The sequence below is a fragment of the Bacillus sp. DTU_2020_1000418_1_SI_GHA_SEK_038 genome, from assembly GCF_032341175.1.
Classification (GTDB): domain Bacteria; phylum Bacillota; class Bacilli; order Bacillales; family Cytobacillaceae; genus Cytobacillus.
Genome location: NZ_CP135435.1, coordinates 3764916 through 3785709, shown reverse-complemented (window position 1 = coordinate 3785709; position 20794 = coordinate 3764916). Strand labels below are relative to the sequence as shown.

The window sequence follows — 20794 nt, the reverse complement described above, 5'->3', positions numbered from 1 at the left end:
CTCTTTTTAGAAAAAATATACCCTGTATAGGTATAAGGGGGATTTAATATGAGCGAAAAAGCTCTAGAAGGACAATTACAAGAAAGTCAGTTTCAAATAACTGGCATGACCTGTGCGGCGTGTTCCACCCGGATTGAAAAAGGATTAAAGAAAATGGAAGGTGTTGCAGACGCAAACGTCAACCTCGCCCTTGAAAAAGCGACAGTTAAATTCAATGCAGCTGCAATGGGAGATGCAGACATACAGAAAAAAATTAGGGATCTCGGATATGATGTTGTAACCGATAAAACCGAGTTAGTTTTGACTGGCATGACCTGTGCGGCATGTTCCACCAGAATTGAAAAAGGCCTTAATAAAATGGAGGGGGTCATGGGTGCAACAGTTAATCTTGCCCTCGAAAAAGCAACAGTAGAGTACAATCCAGCAATTGTTTCAGCAAAAGATATGATTCAAAGAGTCGAAAAGCTGGGATATGGGGCAAGTATTAAAAGTGAAGGAAATGAAAAAGAAGAATCCGACTATCGACTCAAAGAAATTGAGAAACAAAAAAGGAAGTTTATTATTTCAACGATTCTTTCCCTTCCGCTCCTTTGGACGATGGTCGGCCATTTCAGCTTTACATCCTTCCTTTACGTTCCAGAGATACTCATGAATCCATGGGTGCAAATGGCTTTAGCGACACCTGTGCAATTTATAATCGGAAAACAATTTTATGTTGGGGCATATAAAGCATTAAGGAATAAGAGTGCCAATATGGATGTGCTGGTTGCATTAGGAACATCTGCCGCCTATTTTTACAGCGTGTATTTAACGGTTGAGGCAATCGGAAGGAACACCGATCCGGCTGGCCTTTATTTCGAAACAAGTGCCGTTCTAATTACATTAATCATTCTTGGAAAGCTGTTTGAAGCAAAAGCGAAGGGGCGTTCTTCTGAAGCTATTAAGAAACTAATGGGCTTACAAGCAAAAACGGCAACGGTCATTCGTGATGAGCAAGAGGTAGAAATTCCGCTTGAAGAAGTGATGGCTGGAGATATCGTGTTAGTAAAACCAGGTGAAAAGATTCCAGTTGACGGTGAAATTTTAGAAGGACGATCCGCTCTTGATGAATCGATGATTACAGGCGAAAGCGTTCCAGTTGACAAGACAGTAGGAGATACAGTAATTGGAGCTACGATTAACAAAAATGGTTTTATTAAAATGAAGGCAACAAAAGTAGGGAGAGATACAGCCCTTGCACAAATAATTAAAGTTGTGGAAGAGGCACAAGGTTCAAAAGCACCGATTCAACGACTTGCTGATTCAATCTCTGGGATTTTCGTACCTATTGTTGTTGGGATTGCCATCATTACCTTCTTAGTTTGGTATTTATTTGTCTCACCTGGAGACTTTGCACTAGCACTAGAGCCAGCGATTGCCGTTCTTGTGATTGCATGTCCATGTGCACTTGGTCTAGCTACTCCAACTTCAATCATGGCGGGATCGGGCCGTTCAGCGGAAAAGGGCATCCTTTTTAAAGGCGGGGAGCATCTTGAACAGACACACCATATTGATACAGTCATCTTAGACAAAACTGGCACCATCACGAATGGGGAGCCAGTCCTAACGGATGTCATGACTGATCTTTCCGAAGAAGAATTTTTATCATTGGTCGGGTCTGCAGAAAAACAGTCTGAACATCCGCTTGCACAAGCAATCGTCGAAGGAATCCGTGAGAAAAATATTGATCTAAAGGATGTTCATGAATTTGAGGCTATTCCTGGCTATGGCATTAAAGCAATTGTGGATGGAAGAGAAGTTTTAATTGGGACACGGCGTTTAATGAAGAAGTTCAATATAGAAATTGAGCATGTTTTACATGATATGATTGCACTTGAAAAACAAGGGAAAACAGCGATGTTAACAGCGATAGACGGTGCATATGCAGGGATCGTTGCTGTGGCAGATACAATTAAAGATACTTCTGCACAGGCCATTAAACGCTTGAAAGAGATGGGTCTTGACGTCATCATGATTACTGGTGATAACGAGCAGACTGCAAAAACAATTGCCGGCCAGGCAGGAGTAGATCATGTGATTGCCGAGGTGCTTCCAGAGGGTAAAGCTGAGGAAGTGAAAAAACTTCAACAGCAAGGCAAGAAGGTAGCGATGGTTGGTGATGGAATTAATGATGCACCTGCATTAGCAATTGCCGATATAGGAATGGCCATCGGAACGGGAACAGATGTGGCAATGGAGGCAGCGGATATTACATTAATCCGCGGCGATTTAAACAGTATTGCGGATGCCATTTTTATGAGTAAGAAAACAATTCGTAATATAAGGCAAAACCTATTCTGGGCCTTTGCTTATAACACGCTCGGAATTCCGTTTGCTGCTATTGGTCTTCTAGCACCTTGGCTTGCAGGAGCAGCAATGGCATTCAGTTCTGTTTCGGTTGTATTAAATGCACTTCGCCTTCAAAGGGTTAAATTATAGAGTTAGCAGTAAACTAGATAATCTGAGGTAGATTAATATGTATCAGGAAATCAGCAAAATAAGCCAATTTTTAAGTGAGCCATTTTTTTCATTATACTCTGGTGCACAGGCGCCTATTGCCGTTGCTTTTCTGCTTGGTTTAATAGGTGCACTTGCACCCTGCCAGTTAACAGGAAATATAAGCGCCATCACCTTCTATGGAAATAGGAGCTTGCAAACATCCCAATACTGGGGCGATGTTATTTTCTTTATTCTTGGAAAAATTGCTGTCTTTACCGGTCTTGGGCTACTAGTTTGGATGATTGGCCAGAATTTTCAACAGAATATAACAATGATTTTTCCATTCTTTCGAAAAATTATCGGACCGTTTCTTGTGTTGCTAGGTCTATTCTTACTTAGTTACATCAAGCTAAACATAATTAGTAAAATTTCAAATCGAATTCCACTTAAATTTAAGAGTGGGCGAACAGGTTCTTTTATTATGGGTGCAAGCTTTTCAATTGCCTTTTGTCCAACCATGTTTGTATTGTTTTTTGTCACACTGATGCCCGTTGTTTTAACATCGTCATATGGCTTTTTCCTTCCTGCCGTATTTGGAATCGGCACCTCGATTCCTGTCCTTGTTATCATTGGGGCTATATCATTTCTTGGACTCAGCGGTGCATTATTAAAAAAAAGCAAAAATATTGGTCGTGGGGTACAAAGATTTGCTGGAATTGTTCTAATTTTGTTTGGAATCCTTGATATAGTGACTTACTGGTTTTAAATTAGGATTTATACGAAAAAAGCCACGAATCTATAATTAATAGATGGTGGCTTTTTTCTCGCTTACTAAAATTCGGCAGATATTAACCTGGCAAAATTAAATTTGGATGAAAGAACTTTGCATATCACCGCTTGTTAAAGTTTATTCATTACTTCATCGGGGCTTTTGTTTTCCAACTTACCCTCGCTCCCATGGCAAGATTCATACATGTCTTTCAATTCATTTTCAGAGAAATTAGGATGCATCTTTTGCATATACGGTTTCATTTGTTCAAAGTTTAAAATACCATCCCCATTCCCTTGTGCAAATGCATAAGTTCCCGCTCCCAAAATAAATGTAGCACTTAAAATTCCGATAGCTAGTTTTTTCATGATCATCCTCTCCTTTCATGTCTAGATTATTATAAACAAGTCGAGAAATTATGCAGAGCATATGTAGAAGTTGTGTCTAAAAGCCTAAAATAAAAAGGGGAAGAGCAGTTCATGGTGTTCCTCCCTTCTTGTTTAGGCAAGTGGATTACTTTTTCATTTTCCGTATAAGAAAAAATATGCATGTCAATAAGAAAAGGATGATGGTAGAAATTTGCCATTCTATTTTTAAGGATAATACGTGATTAACAGAAAAAGCTTCTATGAGTAGAGAGGGAATTTTCCCTACTGTACTTGCAACACTAAACGATAAAAGCCCCATTTTACTGAATGCTGCTGCTAGTGTAACAGCGCCCGAAGGAATGAATGGTAAAACTCTAAGGGCAAGTACAAGAAATATCGCTTCTGCTCCGGCTGTATTTTTCAACTTGAATAAAAGCTTGGACTTTGATTTATTTAATGTGGGCGAAAGCTTTATTAAACCTTTTCTGTATAAAATAAAACTAACAATGGCCCCAGCTGCTTCTCCTGCAATAGAGACCAAAAGCCCCGTTTCAAAGCCAAAAAAGGCAATGTTTCCTGCAGTGATAAAAGCACTGGGCAAAATGCCTGATATGGCAATAACGATATTTATAATTAAACTAAAGACGACAGCGAGTATAGGATCAGCAGGAAACCATTCCAGTAATTCATCTCTCATAATTATCACTAACTAGCCCATTTATAGCCAACACCCCAAACCCGGCAGGCGATAAATAAAAAGAAAGTAAATCAAGCATAAGTGGTTCGTCATCGACTAATATAATCGTTTTCATCGCTCTTCTACCCCTTAAAAGTAAGTGTGAATTCTGCCTCTTTTCCATTTTCTCTGACAGTAATTCGAACAGACTGTTTATCCTTTGATACAATTATTCCTGTTTCGGCACCCTCAAAGGAATATTTCATTAAATTATCTAAAAGATTTAGGATGATTTGCTCCAATCTGGGATAATTCAATTTTCTGGTTCATTAATAAAATCACCTCTGTAACATACACGAAATAATAATGTCATATATCATCCATGTTTTGTAATCGGTGCACTTCAGATAATATTTCAACATTTTACCACTGTATAGCTCTTCTTAGTAACCATAGGCACAAATCAGCCGTTTCCTTAGGTGCCACATTTTGGACGAGGATTCATAATGTTACATGTGCTAGCCTTTAATTAGAGATTCTTTACGGAAGCAGGAGGGAAACTAGCATGAAAAAAATGAAGAAGATATTAATCGCGGGTGCACTATCATTATCACTTTTTGGATTTGCAGCTGAGTCGAATGCAGCAACGAATACCCATCTTGTACATAAAGGAGAATCCTATTGGACGATTGCAAATCAATATGGAATTTCCGTGCCTCACTTGAAAAAGGTAAATAACAGGACTAGTGATTTACTTTATGCTGGCGAGAAAATCCTGATCCCCAATTCAAAAATTACTGCTGCAGAAAAAGAACTAATCGCTCGTCTTGTCCATGCTGAAGCTAAGGGTGAGCCATACGCAGGAAAAGTGGCAGTGGCAACAGTTGTATTAAATCGTCTTGATAGTTCACTCTTCCCGAATACGGTTTCTGGTGTTATCTATGAAAAAGTAAGCGGGCACTATGCCTTTACACCTGTTCAAAATGGAACGATTAACCAAAAGGCTGACCTGTCCTCAAGGAAAGCAGTCGATGAGGCTTTAGCATTTAGAGGGCAAGGAAGAGGTTCGTTGTATTTCTTTAATCCCAAAACATCAACAAGCAAATGGATTTTTTCAAGACAAGTTACTGTCACGATCGGAAAACATCGATTTGCAAAATAAGGAATTAGAAAACACCAATCAATGGTTAAGCTGATTGGTGTTTTTAATTGTCTAGGCCTTGATTTGGAAGGTGTGCTTGGCAAAACTGCGTGATTAATTCATTTAGCTCTTTAGCTGCCTTTGTAGGAATACGATGATTTTCATCAATAAACCTTATTTCATTGTTCGGCAATTTTTCATGTAGAAGCTGGGCATATTGATGAAAGGATTTATCCTTATTGCCAAATATGAGTAAGATTGGATTTGGAATATCCTCAAGCCGATGCGTACAGTTATATTGCAAGCTATACCGAAAATATTGCTCCATATTTCTAATGTCCCCTTTGCAAGCTTCAGTGAACATAATTTTAAATAAGTCTTTTGTGTCGGCATTGCCAATGGAAATCGTCCAAGCTAATACCTTTTTCGCCCCAGCCTCCGCTAGTTTAATGGCCATAGAAATCCTTTTTCTTAAATATTCATCATTCACATCAGGCATACCGCTAACCAATATTCCGCCTAATGCCCGATCAGGAAAAGTCAGCAAGTATTCCAGAGCAATCGAACCACCAGTAGAATATCCGCATATATAGGCTTTCTCTATTTGCAAATGATCTAATAAAGCTTTAATATCTTCTGCAATAAGCGGGTATGTAAGGGGTTGATAGGAGAAATCACTCTGACCATGACCACGCATATCAAAAGTGATGATTTGAAAATACTGAGATAAATCCTCCATTTGGTATGTAAAATTAACGGAAGTGAGGACAGGGGGATGAATAAAAACAATGGGCGTCCCTTTACCGTTAATGGAATAATAAAGATTTACATCGTTATCCAGTTTTAGCATTGGCATGATGGAAATCACCCCTAAGGAGTTTTTAGGAACAAAAATAAACGGTTCAAGTTCCTAATTAGTATAGACCAGAACTACTTCATTTCATTCTTCAATTACAGCAGGATAGTGACTAAAATGTAATCGTTGTTTTAAGTAAGGTTAAGGAATGCTTATGATTTAAACAAATAAATATGATATACCTCGAACTGCTTCCCAGATAGGTAATCAGTCTAATATTTTTCGGGCATATTATCCATGTCTTTATATTTTCTAATGTCCGAAGGGAGAAGGTCAAATGGACTTTTTTCATGGTCAAGAAACTCTCACAGCCATACAATGGATTTTAAGAGCTGTTGTAGGCTATGTTTTTATGATTATTATTGCAAAATTAATGGGACAGCGCTCTATTTCTCAGCTGAATTTGCTCGATTTTGCTATTGCTGTAGTTATTGGCAATATCATTGCTCACCCTCTGTCAGATGAACAATTAGGTTTAAAAGGATCAATGATTACGATGAGTGTACTCGTCATTTTATATGTATCAAGTGTTTTCTTTGTATTAAAATCAAAAAAATTGAGACAATTTGTTTTGCCTAACCCATTTCCATTAATTAAAAATGGACAATTCATTATTAAAAATTTAACTAGAGCAAGAATCTCAGTGGACTATATATTATCCCAAGCAAGAAAAGAAAAGATTGATGATGTTAAAAAAATAGCCCTGGCATTATGGGAGCCAGATGGAACCATCTCCTTTTTCGTTAGTCCCAATTTCCAAACTGTTACTCGGGGAGATTTGAATATAATAACGGAGCCATTTGATTTCCCAAAAACCGTTGTGAAGGAAGGGAATGTTGAGCAGTCAGTTTTACGGGAAGCAGGTAAAGAGGAAAGTTGGCTTCTAACTGCCTTGAAAACCAATCATAATGTTGAGATCAGCGAGGTTTTATTAGCAACTATCGATAAGAGCAGCCAATTAAAAGTTTTTTTATATAAGTAAAGTGCTTTTACCGTTACTCACGAAAACACTCTAGCTCGAATAGTAATGAACATAAGCCCGTTAATGTAATGGAGTGGATAAATATGACTGAAAATCAAACAAAAGAGGAAAATCAATCAAATTCAGATAATGAGAGCTTAAAACTCCAGCTGGAAGAGCAAATTGAGGCGGTCGTTTGGTTTCAAGCAATGGCAGCATTTAGTAAAGCCATTTTGGTATCGAAGCTATTTAGTATATCAGACGACAAACATAATTCAGAGCCGGAGAAAAAGCTCGTGTTTGGTTTATGGGTGCAAGCCATAGGACAAATGTTAGAAGCACTAGGGGTTACAAATGAATTGTCAGCGCTGGATAGAGAAGAATTTCTTAATGCGCAGAGGATAGCCGTGGCAGGGGACTTTTTCCAATCATTTGGTGCACAAATAGAAGTAATAGGCGGAATTGGGATTATTAAACAAGAACTAACAGGAGTTACAGAATTTGTGCCTTGATTTTCATACATCGAAGTGACTCTTCGTTAAGAAGGTCACTTTTTTAATTCAGACAAAAACGGCTGATTTGGAACATGCATCTCTCCATCCGAATTTTTTCCACAAATAATATTGTAAATTCAGATAAAAAATAAAATGAAAGAGGAAACAGAAGGAGAGTCAGGAAATATGAGAGGATATGTTCTTTCAATTTGGAGTATTATCGATCCTATTTATTATTTCTTTACACGACTTACATATCTTCCTTGTGAAGGGGCACAAGGGAGTATTTTTAGGATTAGACTGACAAAATATAAAGGAAGGAATATTATCCTTTCCGATGGAACACAAATAAACAAAAACGACATATTAGTAAAGATTCATCTTCATAATGCCAAATTGCTAAAAGAATTAAAGGACATTAGGAGTGAGCTTAAAAAAGCGAAGATCATATACCGTCACGTCCAAAAATCCTTGCCCGAGTTAGAACATTACATTCGGAATAACAGCCATTCTTCTAAAATAAAGGGGATTATCGGCATAACCATGTTAAATAAAGGTTGTGACCGTCTTGGCTTTGAGATTGTTGCTATAAACAATCCGATATACAAATGGTTTAAATGGTTTGCCTTCTTGCCGATAGAGATACTATCCAGCCAAAATCATTCCTGGACTGGCCTTAGAAATAGAAAGCCAAATTATTTATTTATGTCTAGCAATAAATTATCAAGAATGTACAAAGGTTAATGGTGTAATAAACAAAAAAGCTGTTAAAACTAACAGCTTTAAATAATTATATCGCTCTAACTACTCTATTATCAGCAGCTGCCAGTGATAATTCATGAATTGTAATTTCCGGGCGGCTGCCGACACGGATATTGACTCCTGTTTGACCAAGCCCTTCGCTAATATAGAAAGGTTTCCCATCTTGTAGATGAAATCCTTTAATGATATTCATTCTTGCGAGCTTACCCATTTTCACAAGGTGATAAGCTTTTGGATAGCAGATTTGACCTCCGTGAAAGTGACCGGCAAGTAAATAATCAAAATGATATTTCTTCATGTGGAGGACAATATTTGGATCATGTGTCAATACTAAGTTCGTACCATGTTTAATCCCTTTGTAAGAAGCGTCCAAGTTGCTTCTTTTCGTACTAAAGTCATCGATACCAATAATATTAACCGGATAGCCATCAACCATAATGACGTCATGATCATTTTGCATAACCTTGCAGTTATATTTTTCGAGAGTTTCTATTAATGTTTGTAGGTTTTGGTCACGCAGAACATAGTCATGGTTTCCGAGCACAGCATAAATGCCATACTTTGCTTGTAATTGATTTAGTATTTTTAAATATGGAATCAGCTTAGGAATCGTACGTTTACGGTCGAGGAAATCTCCTGTAAGAGCAATTAGATCAATGGGTTCGTCTTTGAGCTTTTGATAAAGTTCGGCAGGGGAAATGGAAATATTTTCGAGATGTAAATCAGATAAGTGAAGTATATTTAATTTTGGAATATTTGATGATTCATTAATTTTGATTTTATTAATCACAATATCCTTTGTGTTTCTATTTGCCTTTTTCAGAATATAAAAAAGCACCAAGGCTAATGCAGCAAAAAGTAATATTTTCAAATTCAATCACTCCTTCCATAACAAAGATTATACATGAAAAACTTCACCATTTTTACAAGTAATTGATGGTATCTGTCCCATGGTGAAAAGTCCCAAGTATCTGTTAGGAAGATAAAAACGATGGAGAACTGAACGAGGTGTCAAATGAAAAAAACTGTATTATTCCTACCCTTTTTGCAGATCCCGTCTGGTCATCATCAGGTCGCAAATGCATTAATAGAAAGAATTATGCAAACTCACCCACAGATAAAGTGTGAAAAGGTTGATATTCTAGCATACAGTTATGGAAAAATGGAGTCTCTTGTTTCTAAGACGTATCTCTACTGGATAAAGAAGTTTCCTAAAATTTATAATTCTATTTACCAATTTTCAGTCTATAAAAATATTGAAGAAAAAAAACGCTATCGTTTGTATGAACTATTATTTATTTCTTTTATGAAAAGGCTCATTCAGGAAAAGAAACCCGATCTCATTGTGTGCACACATGCTCTTCCTGCCTATATGTTAAATTGCTTAAAAGAGAGAAGTGAATTAAGGGTTCCAGTTATTAACGTATACACAGATTTCTTTATCCATCGTTTTTGGGGAGTGGAGCATATCGACTATCATTTTGCTCCCTCTCAAACAATGAAAAAATTCTTGAACGAAAAAGGCATCAGTGATGAACGAATATTTGTAACAGGAATACCGATCCATTCAAACATTAAAAAACAGAAACAAACACCAGAAACACCCAATGGGACTGTATTGTCGGTGTTAATTTCTGGTGGAAATCTAGGGGTGGGGGCAATCGAGGATTTAATCCAAATGGTTAGAGATGATAAATCTACCCAACAGATTCAGTTTTATGTGTTATGTGGTAAAAACAAGAAATTATATAAAAAACTTAATGATAGGCAAATAGATAATCTTATTCCTTACCCATATATCGACTGTAAGATAAAAATGAACGAGCTTTATGATCAAATGGATGCCATTATAACAAAGCCTGGAGGTGTGACAGTAAGTGAAAGCCTTTTTAAGCGTAAACCTATTTTTATCTATCATGCACTACCAGGTCAAGAAGAAATTAACCTGCACCATTTAAATGAATTAGGTTTGGTCTTTCATCTAAACAAGGGGGAAATTCGTAAGCAAATCCTTACAGTTTTTCAAAACAGAACGGCTCTAATTCATTATCAAAATCAAGTAGCACATTTCCACACATATATTCATTCTAAGGATCCATCTGAAATAATAATGGACATATTAATGTGACTAAAACCTAGTTTAATTTAGAGCTCTGCATAAACCAAAATTTGTATACTAAAAAGATGGAGAGCAGAAATAATAGATAAACAAATATTCCTATTGATAGATGAAGGATGGAAGAGAAAATTTGCTCTCCGCTGAATGCAATCATAAACATAGGCGGTACTAGACCAAATGCTGTTGCAATTAAGTAAGTCCCGAAGGAAATTTTACTGACCCCTGTATAAATATTAATGACAGGAGGAGGGAAAATGGCTATTAACCTCGCGAGCAGGATGGCAATAAATGCATTCTTTTCAAGCATATGTTGAAATCTTTGTATCCCTTTCATGCGCTTTATATAATCGCTAAAAAAGCTCCGAAAGAAAATACGTGCTAAAAGAAAGTAAAGAATCGCAGCTGTAGTTCCACCAAACCAATTAATCAGCGTTCCGATCAATACGCCATATTTAGCGCCCATTACTCCTGCAAATAAAGTAAAGGGAATGAACGGGATTGCAGCTAAAAATACGGATAGAAAAAACATTATGGGAAGGTCATTAGAATCACTCTTTTGTATCCAGGCAAAAATCAAATCTTTATTTAAAATACCGATAATTAAGATCACTAAATAAAACGAAAGAACCCACCATTTTTTCATTATTTAGCTCCGTCCCTATGTATTTACATTTTATTTTCCTCATAATGGACGATGAAATTCCTAAGAATTTTAATGTGAAAAAATTGGCATAAAGAAAGCCGGCATCTGCTTTCAGCTGTAGATACCGGCTGTGAAAAAATTAATTAGCCTTACTTTTACTTGCTTTTTCTTTTTCAAATAAAACAATTAATCCAGGCAGCAATATACCTCTGATTAAAAACGTATCTAATAAAATGCCAACAGCAACAATAAATCCAAAGACAAATAATAATTCAACCGGCTGAGTCATTAGGACCGCAAAGGTTGCCGCTAGAATGATACCTGCTGAAGATATGACGCCCCCAGTATTTGCAACGGCAATTTCAACTGCTTCCTTCACTGAATGTTTTCGTCTCTCCTCCTGATACCTTGAGATTAAAATAATATTGTAATCGATTCCGAGCGCGACTAAGAAAACAAAGGAGTAAAGTGGAACACGGTCACTTATTGTATTGATATCAAAGAAAAGATTGGTTAGAAACATTCCTAAACCTAAAGCAGCCAGGAAGGAGATTAAGATGGTCCCCATCATATAAATGGGCATTTTAACTGATTTTGTTAAAAGGATTAGTAAGCCAAAGATGAGTATTGTTTCTAATACTACAATAACAATCAAATCGCGATCATTAATCGCACGCTCATCAACCTTTGAAGCCGTTTCCCCAGCAAAATAAAGGTTTCCTGTCAGCTGGCTATTCGCCACAATTTCCATAGCGTCATCTCTAATTTTCTCTAAGGCGTCCATTGTCTCAATAGCATACGGGCTTTCATCGAAAGTTAGGCTATAATTAATTACCTTCTGGTCATCTGACATTCCATTTAAGCGAACATTATTTACTAACGGCTGATCTTCTAACGCTTTTTTCAATGCCTCCTGCTGCTCATCGGCCACGATGTCAGGTGACTCAAATAATACAGTGGTAGGCGCGAGATCCCCTTTATGGAAATTTTCCTCAAGAATGTCATAGCCTACCCGTGATGGCATATCATCTGGGAAGGATTTCATTGTGTCAAATTCGTATTGCATATTGAACATATTGCTAGCTGAAACGAGAAGGAAAATTCCTATAACTGCAACAGAAAGCCCCGGCTTTTTAACAACAAATCGGCCAACACGGCTCCAGAAAGAATGCTTCTGAACGATGGTTTCCCCAACGCGAGGAACTTTTGGCCAGAAGGATTTTCTTCCAAAAAGTGTGAAGAGGGCGGGGACAAGGGTAACTGACGCTAGCATTATGATCACCATTGTCGTTCCAAAGGTTGGAGCAAAGTTTTTATAATCTCCGAATTGTGCAAAGAATAGTACGAGCATTGCTGCTAATACCGTCCCACCTGAAAAGAAGACAGGCATTCCAGTTTCACGCATTGCCGCTTGCATCGCATTATACTTACTTTCGTAGTTCTTTAGCTCTTCACGGTATCTAGAAAATACGAATAGGGAATAATCAATAACCGCTGCGAATAAAAGGATGGTCATAATAGAAAGTGTTTGGTTACTCATAATGAGCCCGGCTGCACCCATTAATCCAAGCGTTTGCATAACCACTTCATAGACGAAGGCGGCTGCAAGAAGCGGAATGAGAGCCAGTAATGGAGAACGATAAATAATAACCAAAAGCACTAATATCAATCCCACTGTTGATAAAATTAGCACGACATCGGCCCTTGAGAATAAATCAAGCGTATCAATTCCAATACCAGCAGGGCCTGTTACATATAAAGTTAAATCCGAATGATCTTTAACAATCTTCTCGATTTGTTCCTTCGATTGTTTAATTTCTTTAATTTCAAACGAAGAATCGAATATTAACGGAACAACAGCTGTTTGTTTATCATCCGAGAAAAATCCGGCAGCTGCTTGAGGGGGAATGGAGGATAAAGGAATAACTTGCTGTATACCTTTAATATTTTCCCCAGCAATCCTGTCAAAAAGATCGGCAAGCTGCTGATATTCAACTTCCCCTTCATTAGATTGAAAGACTAATATAGCAGGCAGGCCATCATTGTTTTTAAAATAAGTATCCAATTTATTCTGGGCAATAACCGATTGTGCATCCTTTGGCAGTGTATCAAGTGAGGAAACTTGATAATCCTTTGCGCTTGGAGCAAATACAGCTAAACCTATAGTCAATACTAACCATATGGCAAGGGTAATCCACATGCCCCTTTTCGTTGTTACACGGTCTGTAATGAATTGCAGGAAGGCTTTCATTTTTTCAACCCTTTCTTTTTGATTAAGTGACACATGTGTCACTTTGATGAAAAATAAAAGATACTATTGTCATCAATATTATCTTTTAAAGGTGACAGAAGTGTCAATTATTTTTTGTAAACATTCCGTGACAAATAATCTCTTTAATTGAGCTGTTCCATTCTTCCTCTGGAACTCTTGTGTGATTCGGAATTGCGATAGTCTGGAAAATAAAGCCGAGAATAAGGCCGTCCGGAATTTGGGACTTTAATATATTTTCCGATCTCCCTAAAGCAATAAAATTTTGTAAATGTTTATACATATCAAGGTGCTGGACATCCAGTTTTGCTTTATTTAATGTTACCTTTTTAGAGATCTTCGCAGGAATTTGCAGTGCAATGGTAATAATCTGGTAGATTTCCGAATGCTCAAAAATAAGCTCAAACAGCGCATTAAATTGAGATTCGAAGCCATCGAACTCGTTAATCTTCTGCAGCTTCAAAAGAAACCTTTCCAATTCATCGAGCATGTAATCGGTAATTAGTTCTTCTTTATTTTCGTAGTATTTATATAAAGTGCCTCTAGAAATGTCTAGGCGATCTGCTAAAAGACTAATGGTAAAACCCTCATATCCATGAAGGAGAAGCAACTCCTTCGTTGTTCTATACAGTTCATCAATAGAAAATTTACGCTCCCGTGCCAAGCTGTTCACCTCTCTGTTATTATAAAACAAAAAGCTAAATACACAACATAACATCACCACGGTTAAAGGACATAGAATCAAGAATATGCTCGTTGTATGTCCTTTAAATCGCTGTTAAAGGACATAGAATCAAGAATATGCTCGTTGTATGTCCTTTAAATCACGGTTAAAGGACATAGAATCAAGAATATGCTCGTTGTATGTCCTTTAAATCACGGTTAAAGGACATAGAATCAAGAATATGCTCGTTGTATGTCCTTTAAATCGCTGTTAAAGGACATAGAATCAAGAATATGCTCGTTGTATGTCCTTTAAATCACGGTTAAAGGACATAGAATCATGAAATCCCTCGCTGCATGTCCTTTAAAAAAATTTATTATGCTATTTTCGTATTCTCTTTAATGATTTCTAGGAAAACCTTCAATGCTTTTGTCTCAAATGGGGAACTTAAAACAGTTGAAAATTCACGTGTAATGGAAATGTCCTTCACCTTTAGTACTTTTAATGTCCCGAGTGAAACTTCCTTTCGAATTGTCCAATCAGATAATAAGCTAATACCTAAACCGGCTTCAACCGATTCCTTGATTATTTGTGTACTGCCAAACACTAAAAGTTTTTTAGGAGTTATTTCATAGTTAGAAAACATTTTTTCTGCCGCTTCTCTTGTCCCAGAACCATTTTCCCGACAAATCCACGTTTCATTTTCTAAATCAGCAAGGGACACTTCTTCTTTTAATTGGGCAAGCCTATTATGTGAAGAAGCGACAATACTCATCGTATCTACAGCAAATGGTTCAATCACTAGGCTGTTATTTTTGTATTCCCCTTCAACAATCCCAATATCTAATTGGTGTCCGAGAACCAATTCAGCAATTTCCTTTGTGTTCCCAATCGTAATGGAAGGGTTGATCAAAGGGTATTTTTTTTGCATTTTGGCTATCAAATGCGGCAAGATATACTCACCGAATGAGTAGCTTGCTCCGATTGAAAGTGAGCCACTAGGTTTATTTGTCAAATCATCAATAAGAAAGTTCATTTTTGAATAGAGCCCGATAATTTCCTTTGCATGATGGTAAACAATTTCCCCCGCTTTATTTAATCGGACATATTTATTGCTTCGTTCTAATAAAATAGTTCCCATTGTTCGCTCTAATGCTTGAATATATTGGCTTACTGCCGGCTGTGTCATATGCAATTCTTCTGCTGCCCGAGAGAAATTCTGCTTTTCCGCGACCATCACAAAAACCGCTAACTGCTGGTCCATCTTCACACCACCCTTTTACTATAAGAGTTTACTTATCATTACCATTATAAATTATTATTTCTCTTATTGTATAAAAAGTATTATGCTGAATGAACATATTATATTTGGTGGTGAAATTATGGGAGCACACGCAAGAGCCCTTACAACTAGTAAGGAGCCAATTCAGCCTGAAAAAAAAACGGCTTCATTGGGAAATTGGGCAGGCGGAATCGCTTTTACATTTCTAATTGCCTTATTAGGTTTCATATTGGCAAAAGCACCTGGGTTTGATCATGTTGGACAGCTAGCATCTGCCATTGTAATTGCGGTTTTGTACAGAAATATTTTAGGTTATCCGGAGATACTTCGTGCAGGAATAACATTTTCTTCAAAAAAATTATTGCGCTTTGCCATCATTTTATATGGGCTCAAGCTAAATATTGGAACGGTGCTGAGTGATGGCTTAGGCTTGCTCATTCGTGATGCAGGTGTCATTGTTTTTGCTATTCTCTTAACCGTTTGGCTTGCCCGTTTAATGAAAGCAGATAAGAACATTTCCCTTCTAGTTGGGGTAGGGACGGGGGTATGTGGAGCCGCTGCTATTGCTGCTATTGCTCCGATTATTAAATCGAAAGATGAAGAAACTGCTATTGGCGTAGGAATAATTGCTTTAGTCGGTACAATCTTTGCAATTATCTATACGATTTTGCGTCCCATTTTGCCTATAACAGATGTTGAGTATGGCATTTGGTCAGGCATTAGTCTACATGAAATTGCTCATGTTGCATTAGCCGCTGCACCTGGTGGTCAGGACGCGCTTGCCATCGGATTATTAGCGAAACTGGGTAGGGTATTCCTCCTAGTTCCACTCTGCTTTATTTTCATGTATTTGATGAAAAATAAAAACACTGGAGAAAACAATGCGAAAATTGAATTTCCATGGTTCTTAATCGGTTTTATCATCATGAGTGTAATCGGGAGCTATGTGCTCGGTCCGAAAATTCTTGTCTCAGAGGGCTTTATGAACGGAGTCGCCAATTTAACTACATGGTGTCTAACAGCAGCCATGGTCGGATTAGGGTTGAATGTCAGCCTGCGTGATCTCCGAACGAAAGCATTGAAACCGCTGATAGCGATGGGGATTACCTCTATAGTTCTTTCGGTTATTGCTTATTTTATCGTTTAATTTGATGAGTCCATGATATCATGGACTTTTTCTAATTCTAAAATAGCTCAGTTGACATCTCTTTTTTTAAGTATTATTATACCCATAGGGGTAATGGTAAGGTGTTATGAAAAACATGAAATTAGTATTTTATAATAATGGGAGTGATTACAATGACAAAGAAGATAATTATAGTTGGCGGAGTTGCTGGGGGAGCAACTGCTGCTGCGAGATTAAGAAGAATTAGTGAAGATATAGAGATTATTCTAGTTGAGCGTGGAGAGCATATTTCTTTTGCCAATTGTGGTTTGCCGTATTATATCGGCGAAACTATCAAGGATCGAAGCAAGCTATTAGTTCAGACGGTAAAAGGAATGGCAGAACGTTTTAACATGGATATCCGAAATTTAAGCGAAGTATTGAGTATAAATCCTGAAAACAAAACAGTAATGATAAAAGACCTGCAATCAAACAAGGTATATAAAGAAACATATGATAAATTATTATTGTCTCCAGGGGCCAGACCGATTGTACCGCCAATCCCAGGAATCAAGGAAAACGAAACACTTTTTACATTAAGAAATATACCTGATACGGATAAAATAAAAAACTATGTTGATCATCAACATCCAAAAAAAGCGGTTGTCATTGGCGGCGGATTTATTGGAATAGAAATGGCTGAAAACTTAGTGGATAGAGGAATTGAAGTAACCATAATCGAAATGGCCAATCAAATAATGGCACCTATTGATTTCGAAATGGCTAGCATTTTACACACTCACTTAAAAGATAAGGGTGTTCAGCTAATATTAGAAAATGGTGTTCAATCCTTTTCTGAAAAAGGCCGTAAAGTAATTTTATCAGATGGACAAGAAATCGAAACAGATATGACGATTCTATCTATCGGTGTCAGACCTGAAAATGAATTAGCCAAAACAGCTGGACTCGACTTGGGCGAGCGTGGAGGCATCATTGTAAATGAGTTCCTGCAAACATCCGATGAGCATATTTATGCAGTCGGAGATGCTGTAGAGGTTGTCGATTATATTAGCGGTATAAAAGCAATGATTCCGCTTGCAGGACCTGCGAACAGACAAGGGCGTATAGCAGCAAATAATATGATGGGGAAAAGAGAAAAATATCACGGCACTCTTGGAACTTCCATTGCAAAAGTATTTGACTTCACTGTTGCTGCAACTGGAAATAATGAAAAAACATTAAAACGTTTGGGCGCTCCGTATGAAGTCGTTCATATACACCCAAGTTCACACGCAGGCTATTATCCAGGCGCGTCTCCCATCGCATTAAAGCTAATTTTCGATAAAGAATCAGGAAAAATATTTGGAGCACAGGCTATTGGAATGGATGGCGTTGATAAGCGAATGGATGTGATTGCAACTGCTATTAAAGGCGGGTTAACGGTTGAAGATTTAACCCATCTAGAATTGTCTTACGCCCCTCCATATTCTTCTGCAAAGGATCCTGTGAATATGGCAGGCTATGTGGCTGCCAATATTATGGATGGAGAATTAGAACATATTCAGTGGCATGAAGTGAATGAAATTATTGCAGATGGCGGACTATTAATTGATGTTCGAGAACCAATGGAGCGTGAATTTGGTTATATTGAAGGCTCTAGAAATATTTCATTAAATGAACTTAGAAATAAACTAGATGAACTTCCGAAGGATCAGACGATCTACGTTAGCTGTCAAGTAGGGTTAAGGGGTTATTTAGCAAGCCGGATTTTAAAGAACAATGGATTTAACGTTAAAAATGTCGATGGCGGCTGGAAAACATATTCTTCTGTCTATGGGAGCAATATTAACAAAGATGTTGAAACGGCGGCAAACGATCTTGGCGAAACAGTTGTCATCAAAGAAGTCAAGACAGATTCAGTCGTTGATGTTACTGGACTTACATGCCCAATGCCGATTATTAAATTAAAAAAAGGCATCGATTTATTAGAAAGCGAGCAAATATTAGAGTTGCATGCGACAGACAAAGGTGTATTAAATGACCTCCCAGCTTGGGCAAAAAATGCGGGGCACACAGTCATAAAAACAGAGCAAAATGGCAGCTTAATTAAATTTTGGGTTAAAAAGAAATAATTAAGGATAGGTCCCCTGCTATTTACTGGGGGATCTCTCTTTATGTATGGCCCGTGGAAAAATGAAGAAGCTGTTTGTGGTTGACTAAATACCCATATGGGTATAAAATCAACCGTATTAGTACAGTAAATATATTAAGGAAGGTAGATATATGCTTTTTTTATACATCTTGATTCTTAGCATCATTTTAGGATTCATGTATATAAGATACTGTCCAGTAGGAAATGTTAAGTGTACCAAAACAGTTAATCATCCAATAGATTCAATAGAAATTGTTGATGTAAGAGATTATAATCAATCATATAGAGATCCGATTCCAGGAGCAATTAATATTCCCTTTGCCTATATGAAAAGACGTTATACTGATATATCTGGAAATGACATCCATGTCATCGCTTCTGATTATTTAGAAAAAAATATGAGCATTCGTTTTTTAAGAAAAAGAGGCTATAAGATCATAGGCTATACATTAACTGATTGTGAGTGCAAAGAGAAAACAGTTTTTTAGAAAGGAGAATTTCAGTGGAATATAATGATCAAATGAAAAACAGAGTCAAGCGCATTGAGGGACAGCTACGCGGAATATTAAAGATGATGGAAGAAGAAAAGGATTGTAAGGATGTAATTACACAGCTTTCTGCAGCCAGATCTGCGATCGATCGTACAATCGGAGTCATTGTTAGTTCAAATTTAGTGGAATGTGTTAAAAATGCAGAAGAAAATGGAGAAAAAAATACTGAAGAATTAGTAAAGGAAGCAGTAAATCTGCTTGTAAAAAGCAGATAGATAAAAAAGGGTTGACACTCTTTTTTATTTTTAATAGTATTATACCCATAGGGGTAACCGTAATATAAAAAGAGGAGGATTTTAATGATGAAGAAGACAACAAATATCATCCTATTCAGTGGAGAGTATGATAAAGCAATGGCAGCTTATATTATCGCAAATGGTGCAGCGGCATATGATCATGAGGTAACCATCTTCCATACCTTCTGGGGATTAAATGCGTTACGAAAAGATGAGAATATGGTGGTTAACAAGGGTTTTATCGAAAAGATGTTTGCTAAGATGATGCCAAGAGGGGCAGATAAAATGGGATTATCTAATATGAACTTTGCCGGCTTTGGACCCAAAATGATAAAGGGTGTGATCAAAAAGCATAATGCCATGACATTGCCGCAGCTTATTGAAATGGCTCAAGAATTAGATGTAAAGCTTGTTGCCTGCACGATGACAATGGATTTACTCGGATTAAAGGAAGAAGAATTACTGGGCAATGTTGAATATGCAGGTGTTGCAGCCTACCTGGCTGATGCAGAGAATGGAAATGTGAACCTGTTTATCTAATGAAAAAGGAGTTTTATAGATGGAATATGTAAATTATATAATTATAGGGCTTCTAATCATCCTTTTAATTAATCGTATGATGCCGACCAAGGGCGTTAGACAGATTACAACTAGTGAATTGAAAAATTATTTACAGGATAAGTCGAAGCAATTTGTTGATGTCCGCACACCAGGCGAATTTAAAGGGAATCATATAAGGGGGTTTAAAAACATTCCTTTAAACCAGCTTGTTCAAAAAGCGAATGAACTTTCCAAAGAAAAAGAGGTAGTAGTCATTTGCCAAAGCGGAATGAGAAGCCAACAGGCCAGCAAGCAATTAAAAAAAATAGGATTTACAAACATTACAAATGTTAAAGGCGGCATGAGTGCCTGGAGATAGAAGGAGTGAATGAGATGAAACAGCTATCTGCAAATGAAGTGAAGGATTTACTAGTGAATGGTCAATCATTGAATCTTATTGATGTTCGAGAAGTTGATGAGGTTGCAATGGGGAAAATTCCTGGAGCTCAGCATATTCCATTAGGGTTACTGGAATTCCGTATGCATGAGCTCGATAAATCGAAAGAATATATTATGGTCTGCCGTTCTGGTGGAAGAAGCGGACGTGCGTGCCAGCACCTTGAAAGTTATGGGTTTAACGTAATTAATATGTCTGGCGGCATGCTTGAGTGGGAAGGCGAAACGGAATAATTTTTTTACACAAAATGATACCCGTATGGGTAAAGTGC

Annotated in this window: 24 protein-coding genes; 14 read left to right on the top strand and 10 right to left on the bottom strand. The window is 37.3% G+C overall.

All coding sequences use genetic code 11. The features are described from left to right. The first annotated feature begins 48 nt into the window (after positions 1-48). Together RRV45_RS18945 and RRV45_RS18940 are read left to right on the top strand one after the other, a co-directional pair. On the top strand, positions 49-2478 hold the full coding sequence (locus RRV45_RS18945; RefSeq protein ID WP_315666209.1) for a heavy metal translocating P-type ATPase: 2430 nt from the start codon (positions 49-51) through the stop codon (positions 2476-2478). Positions 2479-2515: 37 nt separating this feature from the next. Continuing rightward, the gene (locus RRV45_RS18940; RefSeq protein ID WP_315666208.1) at positions 2516-3244 is read left to right on the top strand and encodes an urease accessory protein UreH domain-containing protein; all 729 of its coding nucleotides are present in this window, start codon (positions 2516-2518) and stop codon (positions 3242-3244) included. Between the two features lie 134 nt (positions 3245-3378). On the opposite strand, the gene RRV45_RS18935 is transcribed toward RRV45_RS18940, so the two are convergent. The 4 genes from RRV45_RS18935 to RRV45_RS18920 form a co-directional block, all read right to left on the bottom strand. Beyond that, on the bottom strand, positions 3379-3615 hold the full coding sequence (locus RRV45_RS18935; RefSeq protein ID WP_315666207.1) for a PLC family EF-hand domain-containing protein: 237 nt from the start codon (positions 3613-3615) through the stop codon (positions 3379-3381). A 145-nt stretch (positions 3616-3760) separates the two neighbouring features. Then, the gene (locus RRV45_RS18930) at positions 3761-4312 is read right to left on the bottom strand and encodes a TVP38/TMEM64 family protein (protein ID WP_315666206.1); all 552 of its coding nucleotides are present in this window, start codon (positions 4310-4312) and stop codon (positions 3761-3763) included. Continuing rightward, complete coding sequence (locus tag RRV45_RS18925) at positions 4302-4427, bottom strand: hypothetical protein (protein ID WP_315666205.1); 126 nt, start codon at positions 4425-4427, stop codon at positions 4302-4304. Before RRV45_RS18925 ends, RRV45_RS18930 begins: the two co-directional genes overlap by 11 nt. A 7-nt stretch (positions 4428-4434) precedes the next feature. After that, positions 4435-4593: an ATP-binding protein gene (locus tag RRV45_RS18920; RefSeq protein ID WP_315666204.1), complete on the bottom strand. Its 159-nt coding sequence runs from the start codon at positions 4591-4593 to the stop codon at positions 4435-4437. 263 nt (positions 4594-4856) lie between these two features. Here RRV45_RS18920 and RRV45_RS18915 point away from each other — a divergent pair, with 263 nt between their 5' ends. Next, complete coding sequence (locus RRV45_RS18915; protein ID WP_315666203.1) at positions 4857-5453, top strand: cell wall hydrolase; 597 nt, start codon at positions 4857-4859, stop codon at positions 5451-5453. A gap of 43 nt (positions 5454-5496) precedes the next feature. Here RRV45_RS18915 and RRV45_RS18910 read toward each other — a convergent pair whose 3' ends face one another. Next, complete coding sequence (locus RRV45_RS18910; RefSeq protein ID WP_315666202.1) at positions 5497-6288, bottom strand: alpha/beta fold hydrolase; 792 nt, start codon at positions 6286-6288, stop codon at positions 5497-5499. A 277-nt stretch (positions 6289-6565) separates the two neighbouring features. On the opposite strand from RRV45_RS18910, the gene RRV45_RS18905 reads away from it, so the two are divergent. From RRV45_RS18905 to RRV45_RS18895, 3 genes are all read left to right on the top strand, one after another. Beyond that, a complete protein-coding gene (locus RRV45_RS18905) occupies positions 6566-7270 on the top strand; it encodes a DUF421 domain-containing protein (protein ID WP_315666201.1) in 705 nt (234 codons plus the stop codon). 83 nt (positions 7271-7353) lie between these two features. After that, positions 7354-7761 (top strand): hypothetical protein, encoded by a 408-nt coding sequence (locus RRV45_RS18900; RefSeq protein ID WP_315666200.1) that lies wholly within the window; start codon positions 7354-7356, stop codon positions 7759-7761. A 168-nt stretch (positions 7762-7929) separates the two neighbouring features. After that, complete coding sequence (locus tag RRV45_RS18895) at positions 7930-8487, top strand: YkoP family protein (protein ID WP_315666199.1); 558 nt, start codon at positions 7930-7932, stop codon at positions 8485-8487. 46 nt (positions 8488-8533) lie between these two features. Here RRV45_RS18895 and RRV45_RS18890 read toward each other — a convergent pair whose 3' ends face one another. After that, complete coding sequence (locus tag RRV45_RS18890; protein WP_315666198.1) at positions 8534-9376, bottom strand: metallophosphoesterase; 843 nt, start codon at positions 9374-9376, stop codon at positions 8534-8536. Positions 9377-9520: 144 nt separating this feature from the next. On the opposite strand from RRV45_RS18890, the gene RRV45_RS18885 reads away from it, so the two are divergent. Next, positions 9521-10633, top strand: a complete 1113-nt coding sequence (locus RRV45_RS18885) for an MGDG synthase family glycosyltransferase (protein ID WP_315666197.1) — start codon at positions 9521-9523, stop codon at positions 10631-10633. 7 nt (positions 10634-10640) lie between these two features. Here RRV45_RS18885 and RRV45_RS18880 read toward each other — a convergent pair whose 3' ends face one another. The 4 genes from RRV45_RS18880 to RRV45_RS18865 all read right to left on the bottom strand — a co-directional run bounded on the left by RRV45_RS18880 (position 10641) and on the right by RRV45_RS18865 (position 15464). Then, the gene (locus RRV45_RS18880; protein WP_315666196.1) at positions 10641-11267 is read right to left on the bottom strand and encodes a TVP38/TMEM64 family protein; all 627 of its coding nucleotides are present in this window, start codon (positions 11265-11267) and stop codon (positions 10641-10643) included. Between the two features lie 139 nt (positions 11268-11406). Continuing rightward, complete coding sequence (locus tag RRV45_RS18875; protein ID WP_315669090.1) at positions 11407-13518, bottom strand: MMPL family transporter; 2112 nt, start codon at positions 13516-13518, stop codon at positions 11407-11409. A gap of 103 nt (positions 13519-13621) precedes the next feature. Next, positions 13622-14209, bottom strand: coding sequence for a TetR/AcrR family transcriptional regulator (locus tag RRV45_RS18870; protein WP_315669089.1), 588 nt, complete (start codon positions 14207-14209; stop codon positions 13622-13624). Between the two features lie 367 nt (positions 14210-14576). Further along, positions 14577-15464 (bottom strand): LysR family transcriptional regulator, encoded by an 888-nt coding sequence (locus tag RRV45_RS18865; RefSeq protein WP_315666195.1) that lies wholly within the window; start codon positions 15462-15464, stop codon positions 14577-14579. A gap of 118 nt (positions 15465-15582) precedes the next feature. On the opposite strand from RRV45_RS18865, the gene RRV45_RS18860 reads away from it, so the two are divergent. From RRV45_RS18860 to RRV45_RS18830, 7 genes are all read left to right on the top strand, one after another. Then, positions 15583-16629 (top strand): YeiH family protein, encoded by a 1047-nt coding sequence (locus RRV45_RS18860; RefSeq protein ID WP_315666194.1) that lies wholly within the window; start codon positions 15583-15585, stop codon positions 16627-16629. A 152-nt stretch (positions 16630-16781) separates the two neighbouring features. Next, positions 16782-18719 (top strand): CoA-disulfide reductase, encoded by a 1938-nt coding sequence (locus RRV45_RS18855; RefSeq protein WP_315666193.1) that lies wholly within the window; start codon positions 16782-16784, stop codon positions 18717-18719. A gap of 151 nt (positions 18720-18870) precedes the next feature. Further along, positions 18871-19227 (top strand): hypothetical protein, encoded by a 357-nt coding sequence (locus RRV45_RS18850; RefSeq protein ID WP_315666192.1) that lies wholly within the window; start codon positions 18871-18873, stop codon positions 19225-19227. Positions 19228-19241: 14 nt separating this feature from the next. After that, entirely contained in the window at positions 19242-19505 is a 264-nt protein-coding gene (locus RRV45_RS18845; RefSeq protein ID WP_315666191.1) for a metal-sensitive transcriptional regulator, read from the top strand. Between the two features lie 84 nt (positions 19506-19589). Continuing rightward, entirely contained in the window at positions 19590-20066 is a 477-nt protein-coding gene (locus tag RRV45_RS18840) for a DsrE/DsrF/DrsH-like family protein (protein WP_315666190.1), read from the top strand. A gap of 19 nt (positions 20067-20085) precedes the next feature. Next, entirely contained in the window at positions 20086-20445 is a 360-nt protein-coding gene (locus tag RRV45_RS18835; RefSeq protein WP_315666189.1) for a rhodanese-like domain-containing protein, read from the top strand. A gap of 14 nt (positions 20446-20459) precedes the next feature. Next, complete coding sequence (locus tag RRV45_RS18830) at positions 20460-20756, top strand: rhodanese-like domain-containing protein (RefSeq protein ID WP_315666188.1); 297 nt, start codon at positions 20460-20462, stop codon at positions 20754-20756. Positions 20757-20794: the final 38 nt, after the last annotated feature.